Annotated in this window: 12 protein-coding genes and 1 pseudogene; 7 read left to right on the forward strand and 6 right to left on the reverse strand. The window is 50.5% G+C overall.

The window, feature by feature from the left end:
- Positions 1-29: 29 nt before the first annotated feature.
- Both EL645_RS13665 and EL645_RS13670 read left to right on the forward strand, forming a co-directional pair.
- Positions 30-803 carry a polysaccharide deacetylase family protein gene (locus EL645_RS13665; protein WP_161977357.1) on the forward strand — a complete coding sequence of 258 codons (774 nt, stop codon included), beginning with the start codon at positions 30-32 and terminating at the stop codon, positions 801-803.
- Positions 804-917: 114 nt separating this feature from the next.
- Complete coding sequence (locus EL645_RS13670) at positions 918-1,664, forward strand: cytidylate kinase-like family protein (RefSeq protein WP_126550891.1); 747 nt, start codon at positions 918-920, stop codon at positions 1,662-1,664.
- 73 nt (positions 1,665-1,737) lie between these two features.
- On the opposite strand, the gene EL645_RS13675 is transcribed toward EL645_RS13670, so the two are convergent.
- From EL645_RS13675 to EL645_RS45395, 4 genes and pseudogenes are all read right to left on the reverse strand, one after another.
- Positions 1,738-1,971: a hypothetical protein gene (locus tag EL645_RS13675; RefSeq protein WP_126550893.1), complete on the reverse strand. Its 234-nt coding sequence runs from the start codon at positions 1,969-1,971 to the stop codon at positions 1,738-1,740.
- A gap of 93 nt (positions 1,972-2,064) precedes the next feature.
- Positions 2,065-2,280 (reverse strand): hypothetical protein, encoded by a 216-nt coding sequence (locus EL645_RS13680; protein WP_126550895.1) that lies wholly within the window; start codon positions 2,278-2,280, stop codon positions 2,065-2,067.
- A gap of 542 nt (positions 2,281-2,822) precedes the next feature.
- Positions 2,823-3,659 carry an MOSC domain-containing protein gene (locus EL645_RS13685; RefSeq protein WP_218031832.1) on the reverse strand — a complete coding sequence of 279 codons (837 nt, stop codon included), beginning with the start codon at positions 3,657-3,659 and terminating at the stop codon, positions 2,823-2,825.
- Between the two features lie 30 nt (positions 3,660-3,689).
- A pseudogene (locus EL645_RS45395) lies at positions 3,690-5,158 on the reverse strand (APC family permease).
- A gap of 542 nt (positions 5,159-5,700) precedes the next feature.
- Here EL645_RS45395 and EL645_RS13695 point away from each other — a divergent pair.
- Genes EL645_RS13695 through EL645_RS13710 form a run of 4 tightly spaced genes read left to right on the forward strand, consistent with a single transcriptional unit; the run spans position 5,701 to position 9,465 of the window.
- Positions 5,701-6,531 carry a MerR family transcriptional regulator gene (locus EL645_RS13695; protein WP_161977358.1) on the forward strand — a complete coding sequence of 277 codons (831 nt, stop codon included), beginning with the start codon at positions 5,701-5,703 and terminating at the stop codon, positions 6,529-6,531.
- A gap of 20 nt (positions 6,532-6,551) precedes the next feature.
- A complete protein-coding gene (locus EL645_RS13700; protein WP_161977359.1) occupies positions 6,552-7,949 on the forward strand; it encodes an ABC transporter ATP-binding protein in 1,398 nt (465 codons plus the stop codon).
- Complete coding sequence (locus EL645_RS13705; RefSeq protein ID WP_126550904.1) at positions 7,946-8,128, forward strand: hypothetical protein; 183 nt, start codon at positions 7,946-7,948, stop codon at positions 8,126-8,128. The genes EL645_RS13700 and EL645_RS13705 overlap by 4 nt, the downstream gene beginning before the upstream one ends.
- Positions 8,083-9,465 (forward strand): hypothetical protein, encoded by a 1,383-nt coding sequence (locus EL645_RS13710; protein WP_126550906.1) that lies wholly within the window; start codon positions 8,083-8,085, stop codon positions 9,463-9,465. Before EL645_RS13705 ends, EL645_RS13710 begins: the two co-directional genes overlap by 46 nt.
- A 28-nt stretch (positions 9,466-9,493) precedes the next feature.
- Here the strand turns inward: EL645_RS13710 and tnpC are convergent, their stop codons facing one another.
- A complete protein-coding gene (tnpC, locus tag EL645_RS13715; protein ID WP_126548577.1) occupies positions 9,494-10,981 on the reverse strand; it encodes an IS66 family transposase in 1,488 nt (495 codons plus the stop codon).
- A 566-nt stretch (positions 10,982-11,547) separates the two neighbouring features.
- Here tnpC and EL645_RS13720 point away from each other — a divergent pair.
- A complete protein-coding gene (locus EL645_RS13720) occupies positions 11,548-14,115 on the forward strand; it encodes a malectin domain-containing carbohydrate-binding protein (protein ID WP_126550909.1) in 2,568 nt (855 codons plus the stop codon).
- 104 nt (positions 14,116-14,219) lie between these two features.
- On the opposite strand, the gene EL645_RS13725 is transcribed toward EL645_RS13720, so the two are convergent.
- Entirely contained in the window at positions 14,220-14,855 is a 636-nt protein-coding gene (locus EL645_RS13725) for a DUF4291 domain-containing protein (RefSeq protein WP_126550912.1), read from the reverse strand.
- Positions 14,856-14,899: the final 44 nt, after the last annotated feature.

Here is a 14,899-nt window from a genome sequence, read left to right on the forward strand (position 1 = left end):
AAGGTACTGAGTAGTTACAGATTTTTTTATTGCTTGGCATTTTAATTGCTTGCCTGGCTACCTGGGGTTCAGTCGTTGTTGCCTATGCCAGTGAAGCGCATCCAGTAGTACTATCAGTAACTCCAACTGCCATACCAACTGTGGCTTCTAAAGTGATCAATGACCAGCTTGCTACTCCGGCACCTAATGTGGTACAGAGTGTGGTCTTCCAGGGTAGCACCACCAGGCCTGAGATCGCTTTAACTTTTGATGATGGTCCTAATCCTGTTTTTACGGGCCCGGTATTGAGTACTCTACAGCAATACCATGTCCATGCGACCTTCTTCTGCGTTGGCGAGAATGCGCGTGATTATCCCGACATGGTAGCTCAAGAGCATGCTCAGGGTAATATCGTGGGTAACCATACCTGGACACATCCAGACCTGACCAAGGCTTCGGATGCAGAGATCCAAAAAGAATTGATCGATACAAATAATATTATCCAGAGTGATACCGGCGTAACGCCGACGCTCTTTCGACCTCCCTATGGGGCGATTAATACAACAGTCAAGCAGCAGGCGCAACAACTCCATCTAACGCCAGTATTGTGGAATATCGATACCCAGGATTGGACCCGACCTGGTACCAGTGCGATTGTGCATGCCGTTCTGGATCATGCCAGCAATGGCGACATTATATTGATGCACGATGGAGGTGGCGATCGCAGCCAGACCGTTGCCGCTTTGCCACAGATTATTGCAGGGCTGCAGCAGCAGGGTTTTACCCTGGTAACGGTTCCTCAGTTAATCAACGACATGCAGTAAAACATTCCGCCTCAATCCTAAATGTCTTTCCGTGTGGTGGCTCATCCGTGATAGAAACAGAAGCATTTACAATAGTATGCGCGATGATGCGTAAATGATGGGAGGAATGTTTACATGGATAGTCAACAGACCTTGAGAGCACAGATGCGTGCCGTCACTATCTCTCGTGAGTATGGGAGTGGCGGTGGCGAGATTGCTCGTCGCCTGGCGGCAAAATTACAATGGCAATTGATTGATCATGACTTTGTGGTTCGTATTGCACAGACGTTAGGTGTTAGCGAGCATGAAGTTGAACTACAGGATGAGTATTCGCAGAGCGTGATGGCACGCATTCTCTCCAGTATGCGCGCGGTTGATCCAGCTTTGCTGGTGGATGCGACAAGCGGTCAGGCCACCACTGAGGAAGGATATCACCAGGCACTTGTGAGTGTGGTAGAGGCGGTAGCCCGTGAAGGTCATGTCGTTATTGTCGGTCGGGGAGCTCAGAAAATCCTGGAACGCCAGCGCGATGTTTTGCATGTCCGCATTGTTGCTCCCCTTGAGAAGCGCATCACATATGTAGTGCAGCGCGAAAACCTGGACCGAGATGCAGCGCGCAATCGTATCTTACAAAAGGATCGCCATCGCGAACGTTATCTGCAGAATTATTATCACGTCAATAGCAGTGAGCCCCATCTCTATGACCTGGTCCTTAACACCGGTATCATCGATATGGACAGTTGTGCCGATATTATCAGCCTGGCTCTGGAGCGCAAAGCTAATCGACTCACCGTCGCTGAACACGAACTGGGACCCGGCATTGGCTCTCCCCGCTATCCCAGCCGGCCTCAAGACTTCCGTTCCCCCAACAATCCCCTCTAAAACTGAAAAGATATATGAGACAACACAACGGCTCCAGGCGCGCCCGGAGCCGTTGTGTTGTCCTTCCGCTCTCTTATCGCCTGAAAAAATTGCTTTCACCTTTTCCTTGCTCGCTCTCTTGATTTTTTTTGTCACGGGCAAGGACATAATTACTGGCAAATGGTCCACCAAGGAAAGCAATGGCAGCAATGCCTGCCTCATTAATAGCCTGCTGTAATGGCAAACCTATAATATATATGCTCACCAGTAGCCCAACAATAATTGCGGCTATCGTCATAAGCACATATTTCAATGTAAACTTTGGCATATGCTCACAATCCTCTTCTTATCATAAAATTAGTAATTGTGCATAAATGAATATATATGTTACACGTATGAGCAAATAAAAGAGGATTTGTTATTATATCTCCCTTTGCTTCTTTTGGGCTAACCCGAAACGTAACTGTGTATAAAAAGAAATGACCACTCCCACAAGGGCCAGGATCGCGGCAATCCAGCCTAATGAGCTATTGAATTGAGGCGTCGCCTGGGAAAGTATAAGTATCGTCAGCACTATGGCAATCAGAACCAATAATCCTGCCAGGCTGTATAAAATGTTTCTGGTCTTTTTATGCATCTTTATCACTCTTAGTTAACTAAAAATTATCCAGCTTACAAAGATAGTAACCTTCTTTTATCACCGTGAGTATACATTGCTGCAAACATAATAAGCAGATCAGCAGCAATCAGGAGTTGCCCAATGGCAGTTATTAACCATGCTTGTTGTCTGTTTTTTTCCCATTTTTGCCAGGAGCGTATGGATACAACGAGTACGGATATGCTGCAGGTCAATAAAACGAATGAACTTCTCATTACCGTTGTCTCCGGATGATAAAAAGAGTATTAGTAATTTAGCATCCGTAAAGAGATATATTACATTAGTAATTATAAAAATGAATGAAGTGAAAAATCAATCGTAAACAAGATAGTATTTATATCTCTAAGCTAAATCTAATATTAAGGGCAGTAAGTCATGGATGCCATATTAATAGAATTAGATAAATGATTGTGGGAAGCCCATACATGTAGGAGCCGTTGAAGAACTTGTCTCGTTGGGAGTAGCAGGTAGCAGATGGTCGTGTCAAAGGTTCAAGCACTAATCTGCTACCTACAAATGGTTTATGGTAGGATGCTAATGGAGTCGCCACGATGGACGGTGCCCGGTTGGATGAGGGTCGCATAGACACCGACATGCGCATTGTTGTGTTTGACTATAGTGCGTAGAATGCCGAGATCCTGTGGCAAGTCTCCTTGCGGCAAGGTGGTCATGACGCAGCGCGGACATGGGTCCGTGATGCGTAATCGTACTTCTGGCCCAATCGCGAGCGTCTGACCTACCCAGGCGTTTTCAACAAAGTCGCTGGTGTCCGAAGTTGGCTGGATAACGATATTGGGCCGGAAGCGCCTGGCCTCGAAGCGACCCTGTGGATAGAATTCATGGAAACGATCCAGGGTAGCTGTGGTCAGAAGATAAATGGGAGCCAGGTCGAAGAATGTCTGTTCGGGCATTGCTTCATCTGTCACTGTATCGTTATACGTCAGGCCATCCACAGTGGGCCAGTATTCTTCAAGGGCAGGTGCCTGAATGCCAGTACTGGCCAGTTCAATGCGTCTTCCCAGGGTTTGTGAAACGACATCATTAAACTGAGCTTGCTCTGTCGTGATACTCTGCCCATTGGGCAAGGTTACACGTATTGCTGGTAAGTCGCCATTGATATGTGGTGGCTCCAGAAAAGTAGCTCGAAAATCAAACAGTCCCGGCCACTTACGTGGATTCTTGGCACTGGCAATTTTTCCTGTTTCAGTGTCGCGCAGGGCATAGCGGCGGTCACCAAGTAAACTACCCTCAACCAGTTCAACCGCATTCAATTCCTCACCCATCATTGATTTAATCGGATAACGCCACAGATTAACTACTGAGCCAATCATGTGGATGTCTTTCTGCTGTGCTGGCAAGATTTTATGCTCCTTCCCTTGTAGTATCGTCTAATCAATAACCACGCCTTCACTTATTGCCATCTCTGTCTCTTCATGCAGTGGCGCATGTTGGAGCACCGCCTCCAGGTCGGCTTCGATTTCTGGCAATACATTGGGGATACGGCGACTGACAACAAAGAGCCAGAGGCCGCCGATGACCATGTACGCGATAAAGATATACGGGAAGAGATTGACTGGATATGGCGGTACCGGATAGACGCTGCCCACGGTCGGGACGAACAAACAGAGGACGGCCAGTACAGCTAGCACGATATGACCTGGTTTGAGTTGATCGATGCGGCGTAGATAGACAGGTGCAGCGATCGAGATCAAGAAATAGGCGAAGAGGAAGGCAAAAGCAGCCAGTGTACCGGCATCATTGAAGGCCGTCAAAGTATCGGTGAAGAGTGAAAATCCGATTGGGACCAGGACCATGACGATAATGTAAACGCTAATGGCCACATGCGGTGTCTGATTTTTGCTATGCGCCCTGCCAATGGCGGCTGGAAAAACTGAGTGGCGTGCCATGGGAAAGAGGATGCGAGCACCGGCATTCAAGCAGGAAAGCGAGAGCGAGAAGAAGCTGATAATAGCGCCGATAGAGAGCGGGATCTTAAAGAAACTTACGTTATAGACATCGGACAGTACATTAAGCGGCGCCGCAATCTGATCCAGGGTCGTCTTATAGCCGCGTACCCCTGATACCTCAACATAGCTCATGAGCACAAAGAAGAGGCCAGTCAGGATCAGGCTCCAGATCACAGCACGGGGATGTTACGCAGTGGGTTTTTGGCCTCTCCTCCAAGCGCGGTAGCACTTTCAAAGCCCACCAGGCTAAAGATGCAGGCGACCACGGCCAGGCTCATTCCTGGAGCTGTTACCCCTTTGAGGGTCGTCTGAGCTGTATCAACAGTGAAGCCATGCCCAAAGAGAACCACTCCCGCCAGGGCCAGGATAAATAGGACCGAGAGCCCTTCTAGAATTAAGGTCAGGATGGCTGAGACGCGAATATCTTTGTAGGCCAGACTCCAACAGATCAGACCGCTGAGTAAGAAAAAGCAGATCGGTGGGATATGGCCGCCAAATCCTAGTGCCGATAATAGTTGGTCACAGAAAATCGCGAAGCCATTCATTCCGGCAATCCCAATAAAAAGATAGGCCCAGAGTAGTGCCCAGCCTGATAGCACACCACCGCGTGCCCCCAGACCTCGACCTATATAAGCGTACATAGATCCCGGGGAGGTGGAGCGGCGTGCAAACTGGTTTAGATTGAAGACTACAAATAACAGCATAACAGTTGCAAATAGATAGGCCAGCCAGGCACCTGGACCAGCTGAAGCAAAGGTTAAGGGGATAATAAGGACGGCGGTCATGGTGGGCGAGATCAGTGCGATGGATTGGGCCAGCACTTCAGGGTAAGCAAGGCAGTTGGTGCGCAGACCAGTTGCTTTGACTTTAGCGGTCAGCGGAAGTTGCATAATGGACTCCTCCTGGTGCGATTATTGTGAACATTGACTTGCAGTAGACAGAACAACACTATGACAGCTCATTATATAAAGGCATGTTGAAGTCAGGCGCTGCCTTTTCTATAGATGAGGAATGTCCTGGTTTACTGATCTGCAGATGATCAGCTGCTACTTCGCTGCGCTGCGTCAGAAAAGTGGTTCGCCCGGTGCCTGCGTGGCTGCTGCTGGGCTGGCTTTGCCCCTTTATTGCGTAATTATGTGTAAAGAATTTTATAGAGAATTGAAATAAAAAATTATCCATATATGGGTATTGGATGATATAAAAATAGATACATGTATTTGTATAACATATTTGTATATATATTACAAGGTTTGCTAGCACGTAAAAAAATCTATTGTTATATTTCTTGTCTTTAATCATTTATATAACGATATTTTTGTATATATTGCCAAGCAGCCGATAAAATAAAACGATTTAAAAGCATAAAAGCAGAGCTTGACCTTGTCCTAAGGGGAAGGTTGTATAGTATACCTGTACAAGCATGGAGGTATTTATGAGGAAGCTATTGCGTATAGGGGAAGTTGCGCAGTTACTGGGTGTAAGCACAAAAACGATCCGTCACTATCATAAAATCGCCTTATTGCAGGAACCTGAACGAACTGAGTCAGGCTATCGGCTGTATAGTTCTCAGGATCTCATGCGCCTGCAGCAGATTCGCCAGTTACAGTCCTTTGGCTTGCCCCTTAAGACGATCAAGTCTGTTCTGGGCGAGCCAACACGAGAGCATCCGTTACGCGAGATATTGCAGGCTTTAGATCAAGAGTTGGCGGTCCAGATCGGAGTGTTGGAGCAACGCCGGCAACGCATCCAGGCTCTATTGGTTGAAGATACCGCACTGGATATAGAGCAGCCTGCTAGCGCAGCCACTGTAGCCTGGGTCAAAGAGATCCTGGGGGAGCGTGTAGCACAGATCAGTCCCGAGGCTTTGCAATTTGAGGCCAACATCTGGGCCGCCATTAAAGATTTTCATTGGCCAGCGGAGTTTAATGTACAGGTACAGAATATAGTTAATCAGCTGGCTGGACAGGATAAGATGCTTGAATACCTGCTGCCTTTTTATAATCGGGTGCTCGCCCTGGAAAGCTTACCTGAGGACGCAGTCGAAATTAGCCAGCTGGTAGAGGAATGCCGACAGGATATGGATTTCACGGCACTTATGCAGCAACTTCACGAGCTCGCGCAACAAGTGCCGGCGCTGGAGATGCCTTTTGCCGATGTGTTTGGCGAGTTGATGAATGCAACCTTATCTCCAGCGCTACGCCGCTTCTTTGTAGAGCTAACACAACCACAGTCGACTTACCAATCGACGATTATAGAGGCTTAACCGCCTGGAAGGACATACGCATGGATGACGTATCTCAATCTTTTTCATATACTGCCCGCCGCACAACCTACCTGACCATTGTCTGTTCGCTAGGCTTTTTGTTTTTAGCGGAGAGTGGTGGGGTCGCATTACTGGTGACCCTCTTAAGCCACAATCTGTGGCTCAGCCTGGCAATCAACCTATCGCACCTGGCCCTCTGCCTGTTCATCATGAAGATGATGTTGGCGGTCTTATTCACCAGACATCAGCTGACAAAGACGGCACTTCAGCTACGCTATGGCAGTAGCCTGAACGTCCAGATACCATATAGCGCGATCCTGGATATCCAGCCGGTACGCGACATGCAAGCTACGGCACAGCCTGTCAGTGCCCGTTACGACGCCGGAAAGCAGCGCATCACTGCCTGCTTTTCGGACCAGGGGCAGTTATTGTTACGCTGTATCCATCCCTTACCACTGAAGCTGGGAAGAAAAGAATACCAGGTCAGTAACCTGCTGTTTAATGTTGACCAGCGCGATACCTTTCTGGCGCAGATAGCGCTGCTGCGAGCAACTGGCACGGCCGAGGAGCCGGCAGAGCTAGAATTTGCTCCTGTTCAGAAAAGCTCGCCAGCACCTACCGCTCCAGGGCTAGCTGGCAAGACGCAAAAGAGCGCCTTGCCTCTCCAGAAGTCCGCTATTCGTTTGCAGGGTTTGACACGTACCTTTGCTGATTTTGTCGCAGTCGACCATGTACAGATGACGATACAAGAGGGTGAAATCTATGGTTTTCTGGGTTCCAATGGCGCGGGCAAAACAACCACCATTAAGATGCTGGTGGGCCTGTTAGAACCTAGCTCTGGCCAGGTCTGGATGGGAGAATATAATGTCTGGCAAGATCCCGTGGCTGCCAGGGCATTGATTGGCTATGTGGCTGATCGGGCTTTACTCTATGAGCGTCTGACAGGGCGTGAGTTTCTACAGTTCCTGGCCCAGATACGTGGACTGTCTGAAGAACTGGCGGAGCGCAGGATTACGCATTTGCTGGAAATGCTGGCATTAAGTGATCAGGCAGGTCAGCTCTGTGGTTCATATTCCTTTGGTATGAAGCGCAAGCTAGCGCTGGCCGCTGCCCTGTTGCATGAGCCGCGTATCTTGATATTGGATGAGCCACTCAATGGCTTAGATCCACGCAGCGCTCGCTATATCAAAGATCTATTACTGCAACTGGCGGCAGGTGGAACCACTATCCTGCTCTCAACCCACGACCTGGCCACCGCTGAAGCAGTATGCGACCGGGTTGGCATCTTTCACCGAGGGCGGCTCCTGGCAGAAGGAAGCACCTCCGAGCTACGCCAGCTGGCTGGGGCTGGGGCTGCGGACCTCGAAACCGTCTTTTTGCAACTGATACAGGAACAGAAAGCCGAGGTGACGGCATGAGTATACCATTGAGTATCTGGCGTGCCCAACTGCTATCAGCGCGCAATGCGGCTCGTCAGGATGTGCGTATCCAGGTTGCGGTTGGCATTTCGCTCAGTGCCAGTATTGTTCTGGGACTATGGGGGCCATACAATTGCGTACCCAGCTTGCTCACTGGCAACAGTCAGGCACGGTCATGACCGCGCAAGGACTCTGGTTGTTTTGCCTCTCCACCTGGGTCGGCATGGCATTTTTTACTATTCTGAGCGTACCCGGCAGCTTGCGCAGCGATGAGCTCGAATTGCAATTTACCCTACCGATCTCATTTGCTACGCGCTTCCGTACCCTTTATGGCAGTTTCTTCCTCAAACATCTCTGGTTATGGTCCCTGTTGCAGCTAGTGGTCCTGGGTTATGTATTGATCTCCCAACTTGGTTGGCAGGGCTGTAGCTGGTTAGCGTTGCTAGAGGGAGGAGTTGGGCTAGCTGTGCTTGTTTCATTGATTGGTACCTTATTGCTGCTGCGCTACGTATTGGCGCCCCGGCAATACCTGGGGCGCACGTTGGTCGTGATCATTCTGTTGGTCGCAACCCTGGTTGGAATGCTGTGTTATTCCTGGTTGGGCCAGCAGGGGCAGGAGTGGGTAATGCTGGTGCGGCCCGAACTGGTGCTGCTCCTCTTCTTTATCATTATAGGTATCGCTCTGGGCCCTGGTGCTGAGTGGCTGGGGCGCTTATATGCGGCCAGCTTCTCGCTCGTGCAGAGCAAAGACCGTGGGCGGAGCACATTTACCTTGCCAGGGAGCCTCTTACTGGTTCGTGTGTTTGCGCGCCGGCGCACGCTAACGGGAGGTTTAATGGTACGCAGCCTGCTCAATCAGAGCCGCAACTGGCTCTTCTGGCTGCGCTTGCTGCTGATCTGGGGATTATTGGCTCTCTTCCCGGTGGTACATATGCTTGGTCAGCGCTTTGGCATGAGTGACCAGGTTTTGATTGCAGCTTATGCCGCCACCCTCGCCTGTGGACATATTCTAGAAACGGGGCCTGCCGTTATCGGTGGCGAGGCCAATCGCTTTGCCCTTTACCTGGTGGCCCCTTTTTCGTTCCGGCAACTATTGTGGTCCAGGCTCCAGCTCTGCCTCTGGCCCATACTCACTGAAGGCCTGCTGATGGGATGTCTACTGGCTTTCTGGAACCGGTTGGCGCCTATGCAACTGATCTGGATTTTACCTACTATTAGCGGCATAATTATCCCCTGTACCTGTCTAATGGTCTGGGGAGGATGTTGGGACCTGGAGCTGAACAAATCTGTGGAAGGAAAGACGGAGGCTATGATGCTAGAAGAAGGTCCCTTTACGCCTCGACGTCTGGTCTTATTGAATGTGAGCCTGCTCTTTCTCGCGGCCCTGCTGTTTTTGCTCTGGTGGTTGCCACCATTTATCGTGCTACCACTCTTGCTCGTGCTGGCCGTAGCGGTTGGCTATGGTATGTACGTTTGGAGCACTACACAACTGCAATTTCTACTGCGTAGTAGTTAATCTCCCAGCAAATTACTAAAAATGGTAACTACTCAGTAGCCCATGCAATGGGGAAAGGAGAACCAGCAAAAACCGCAGCAATGGCAGCAAGCATTGAGCGCCCCTGCTTGCGCATGGTTGAAAGATAGCTGCGAATGATGCAAAAAGCCGTAGCTCCATCGTCACTGCGGAAGGTTCCGGAAATCTTTTGCTGCACTTTCACCATGCGTAAATCTCGTTCGGCGAGATTGTTGGTAAAAGGCACAGACAGGTCCTCCAGAAAACCCAACACTTGATCAGCTCGCTTTAAGAGCGCATCGAGCAGATTCTTGGAGGCTTCCTGTTTTTTGCGTCCTTGTCGTTTGGGCTGCAGACTTCCTGGGGGAGGGGCTTGAGCGGCATGCGTGGCAAAGCCAGCGGCCAGAATGGCAAAATACTGGGCAAGCCACTGCTCCCGTTCGGGGGTGGGGACGGCGCTCGCTCCTTGGAGGCGCCAGCGATCAGCGGCTTGCTTCATCGCCAGCAACAGATCGAACATGGCTTGTCCCCAAGGCTGCTTCTCCTGTTCGGCGACATACAGGCAGTCGCGTAGCAGGTGGGCTCCGCAGAGGCTATGGGTACAGAGGTAGCGATCATAGCTGGACCAGCGATCATGCATGGAGCGGCCCTGATAGTGTGGCCAGATCCCAATCTGCTCCAGAGCCTGATGCCCTCGTTTGCGATGCCAGGAGTACAGGGTGAGCCAGGGAGTCGCATTGAGATGCATCCAATGCAAGATGCCTTTGACACGCATCCCCGTTTCGTCAGCATGTTGCAAGGGGCTGGCCAGCAGTAAGGTTTTGATCCGCTCGATGCTCGACTCAAGGGTCTTGGCTGCCTGAGCAATCCAACGGACCAGCGTGCCTTCGGACAACTGACACCCGCACAGATCAGCAAGAGCTTCACAGGTGCGTTGCAGTGGCACCAGTTGAAAGTGGGAAAGATAGACCGCCAAGGCTTGGACCTGCGGGCCATACTGGACAGCAGCATCGACGCCTGCCGGAAAAGACGCCTGCGTCACATGCTGGCAATAGGGGCAGCAGATTGCTTGTCGGCAATGCTCCTCGACCAGCAAACGCCACGTGGGCAGATCGTGGACTTGACGGCGTTCGTTGGTGATAGCTGCCTCCTGCTCAAGAGGGTACTGACATGCTTCACAGTGCGTTGGACGATGAAGCACGACGCTATCAGGAGTCAATGCTTGCATCAGGGTATGACCGTGGTGACCGGCTTGTCCACCGGAAGTCTTGCCGCTTTTGCGCCGCTGTTTGCCAGGTTTGCGACCCAATCCATCACTGGAAGGAGGTTTACTACTATTATGACTATCTTTTCCCAATCGCCGTTCAAGCTCTTCAATGCGCAACAAGGCACCTATGAGCAATCCTTCGAGCTCTTCGATCCTGCGATCTTTCTGCTCTGCTTGCTCTTTGAATGCCTCTGCTTGCTCTTTGAGCTCTCGGTAGGCTTTCTGAAGATTTCTCACTTCTTCTTCTGTCATGCTCTTAGTTTATCAGCTTTGTCCAGCTTTTCTCAAGGTACTGAGTAGTTACTAAAAATGATTGCTCGAATGTATGAAGAACGCATTTTCATCAATGTGTTCTTCTTTCGGGCTTAAAATGGTTATTCACTTTTTATTCAAGGCATCCTCAATCCATTGACAAGAGCGTTTTTCTCCTGGTATGCTTTTTCCGTAAACGATTACGGAGCGTTTTTGAGACAACCTGATACATTTTATAATTGAATTGCGTAATCGGTTACGAATAGCAATTCAAGCAAGCCTGTAGGCAGTGATCAAAACAGGTGTGCTTCGATACGTGATGAAGCATTATAGAAACGCCCGACGCATATTTATGGCTTCACAGAGCCAAAAAGGCGTGATGCCTGCACGTATCACAAGTACCAGGAGAGGAGGTCAGATTTACACCAACGCACCTGCGGTCAACTGCACCCTTTTTCAGTGTTGAGATAGCCAGGTGTGCCGCAATATAAAGTGTTGCAAGGATGTCAATACAAAAGGATGTCATATAGACAGCCATCCTTTCTTCCACAGAAGGAGTAACAGACATGAATGTCGTCGTATCGTTGCGGCGTAGATGGGTCAGCGTGATGGTTCTGCTGACATTGGTCGCCACCGTATTCATCGGTTTCATCAGCGGTTCCCCCAGCCATGTAGCCCACGCTGCAAGTCCCATTAACGGCCTGCATATCGCAGGGAATCATATTCTTAATAGCAGCGGCCAGGTCTTTGTTCCACATGGGGTTGACCGCGCTGGTACTGAGTATATATGTGTCAATAGTAGCAGTGTTTTTGATGGCCCAAGTGATGCCGCCTCGGTTGCCGCGATTGCCAGTTGGGGCGTCAATACCGTGCGCGTTCCTTTAAATGAAGATTGCTGGTTGGGCATCAATGGCCTTCCCTCAGGTTCCTCAGCTTCTAACTACCAGCAGCAGATTATCAATTATGTCAATCTGCTCAACGCCAATAATATAGCAGTCATCCTTGATCTCCACTGGGCTGCAGCTGGTGGACAGCAATCCACAGGGCAGGATCTCATGCCCGATGCTGATCATGCTGGTGCCTTCTGGACCTCGGTTGCCAATACCTTCAAAAACAACTCGTCCGTTATCTTTGATCTTTATAACGAGCCTCACCCTGCGAGTTGGAGTTGCTGGCTGAATGGTAGTTACGGGGCCAATCAGTCTCCCTGTGGTGATGTCGGGTTCGCTGTCGCTGGCATGCAATCTATGGTCAATGCTGTGCGTTCTACGGGAGCCACGAACATCTTGATGGCTGGTGGTCTGACCTGGTCAAACGATCTCTCCCAGTGGTTGCAGAACAAACCCAATGATCCGCAAAACAATCTAGCCGCTTCCTGGCACCTCTATAACTTCAACGGTTGTAACAATACTGGCTGTTGGGATTCGCAGGTTGCGCCAGTTGCCGCGCAGGTGCCGGTGATTACCGGTGAACTGGGGGAGAATGACTGTGCCTCCGGTTTTGTCACTTCAGCCATGAACTGGGATGATCAGCATGGTGTGGGCTATCTGGGCTGGGCCTGGAATCCTTATGATTGTGGCGGTTTCCCTTCCTTGATTACCAACTACGATGGTACTCCCACCGCTTTTGGACAGGGCATTAAAGACCATCTCCTCTCCCTGGCACCGCCGCCACCCCCTCTTACTCCTGATGCCAATGGCGCGATTAATATCAACGCCGGTGGCAGCGCGACCAGTGGCTTCTACGCTGATGGAGACTATAGTGGCGGTCAGACGGGCTCAACAACCAATGCCATCGATACCAGTGCGGTGACCAATCCTGCTCCTCAGGCGGTCTATCAGACGGAACGCTATGGCAATTTCACCTACAATGTTGCTAACCTGAAGGCCAATGCCGCCTATAACGTGCGTCTACACTTCTCAGAGTTCTACTTCACCTCGGCCGGGCAGCGTACCTTTAACGTCAGCATCAATGGTTCTCAGGTTATCAGCAATTTCGATATCTTTGCCTCGGCAGGGGGGGCCAATAAAGCCATCGTTAAGCAGTTTAGTGCCAGTGCGGATGCCAGTGGCACGATTCAACTGCAGTTCTCGTCGATCATTAACAATGCCAAGATTGATGGTATTGAGGTCACTCCAGCCGGTTCTCCCACGCCGACCCCAACACCTTCAACTACGCCAACGCCAACGCCAACCCCCTCAACTACGCCGACTCCGACTCCAACACCAACGCCAGGTCAATCGATCGCAATCAATGCTGGTGGCGGTGCCGTTGGCGGCTTTGTCGCTGATACAGATGGCAGCGGTGGCACCACCGTCTCGAGCACTAATACCATCGATACCAGTGCGGTGACTAATCCTGCTCCCCAGGCGGTCTATCAGACGGAGCGCTATGGCAACTTTACCTATACCATTCCCCATCTGACGGCCAATGCCGCCTACACCGTGCGTCTGCACTTCGCGGAGGTCTACTTCACCTCGGCCGGACAGCGCTCCTTCAACGTCAGTATCAACGGTACCCAGGTCATGAGCAATTTTGACATCTTTGCTGCTGCCGGAGGAGAGAACAAAGCCATTATCGAACAGTTCAATACCAAAGCTGATGGCAGTGGTACTGTCACAATCCAGTTCACCTCGGTCGTCAATAACGCCAAGATTGATGGTATTGAGGTCACTGCCAATACATCGGGAGCGGTGGCTATCAATACCGGTGGTAATACTGTTGGTAGCTTTGGCACCGATGTCGGTGCTAGCGGTGGCACCACCGTCTCAAGCACCAATATCATCGATACCAGCGCTGTGACCAATCCTGCCCCCCAGGCGATCTATCAGACGGAGCGCTATGGCAACTTTACCTATACCATTCCCCATCTGACGGCCAATGCCGCCTACACCGTGCGTCTGCACTTCGCGGAGGTCTACTTCACCTCGGCTGGACAGCGCTCCTTCAACGTCAGTATCAACGGTACCCAAGTCATGAGCAATTTTGACATCTTTGCTGCTGCCGGAGGAGAGAACAAAGCCATCGTCAAGCAGTTCACGACCAAAGCCGATGGCAGTGGCACAGTCACGATCCAGTTTACTTCGGTCATCAACAATGCCAAGATCTGTGGCATTGAGGTCATTCCACAATAGGGATTAAAGCGTCTTCCTGTCCAATAACATGGGCGGGAAGACGCTTTAATCAAAAAATCATATTTTTATGGCAATAAGAGTATGATTCTTGACGTGCTGATCCTTCACCGGGAGGGGTACGTCTGCCGAAGATTGTTGTTAAGGTAGACCTCCTCACGTGGCGTGAGCAGTCGCGCATCGTTGTTTGTCCGGGCATATGGACGCTGCTCAGCTACAAAGTCTGAGATATCTTCGATCTCCAGAATCCAATCTCGCGCATAGCTCTGTAACGTAGAGCCACGCAAACCCAGTTGCAGGGCGCGCCGCTCCTGTTTGTGTCCGGTGGGAGAATGATCGGGGTCCCATTGCAAGCGCACCTCTGAGCTAGCCACCGCTTTCTTCCAATCTTCCTGTGAAGGGAAAACGTCGGCCCGATAGCTCGAAGGGACAGCGGCCGCCAGCAGGCTATCGAAGGCCGAGCGCCGCAAACGGATCGCCAGCGTCACCTCCTGGTTCTCTTTCTGGCTCCATCCGTTGCGATACATCATCCATAGAAAATTGGTTTTTATCCAACTCATGCGCTCAAATGAAAAATGGCTACCCCCAAAATAGCCATGCCGGGCGGCAAAATGTCCGATGGAACGATTATAAGCCTGGTAGACAATAATCGATTCCTCATCATATTGAGCCAGAATATGGTGTCCTGTTTGAGGCCAGTGTGTCTTCTGTTCAACGTAAGGTGCTGTTAAAATCTTATTCATATAAAATAATCCCATACCACATAAGATCACCTAATATCAAAGCG

This window comes from Dictyobacter kobayashii (assembly GCF_003967555.1).
GTDB lineage: Bacteria > Chloroflexota > Ktedonobacteria > Ktedonobacterales > Ktedonobacteraceae > Dictyobacter > Dictyobacter kobayashii.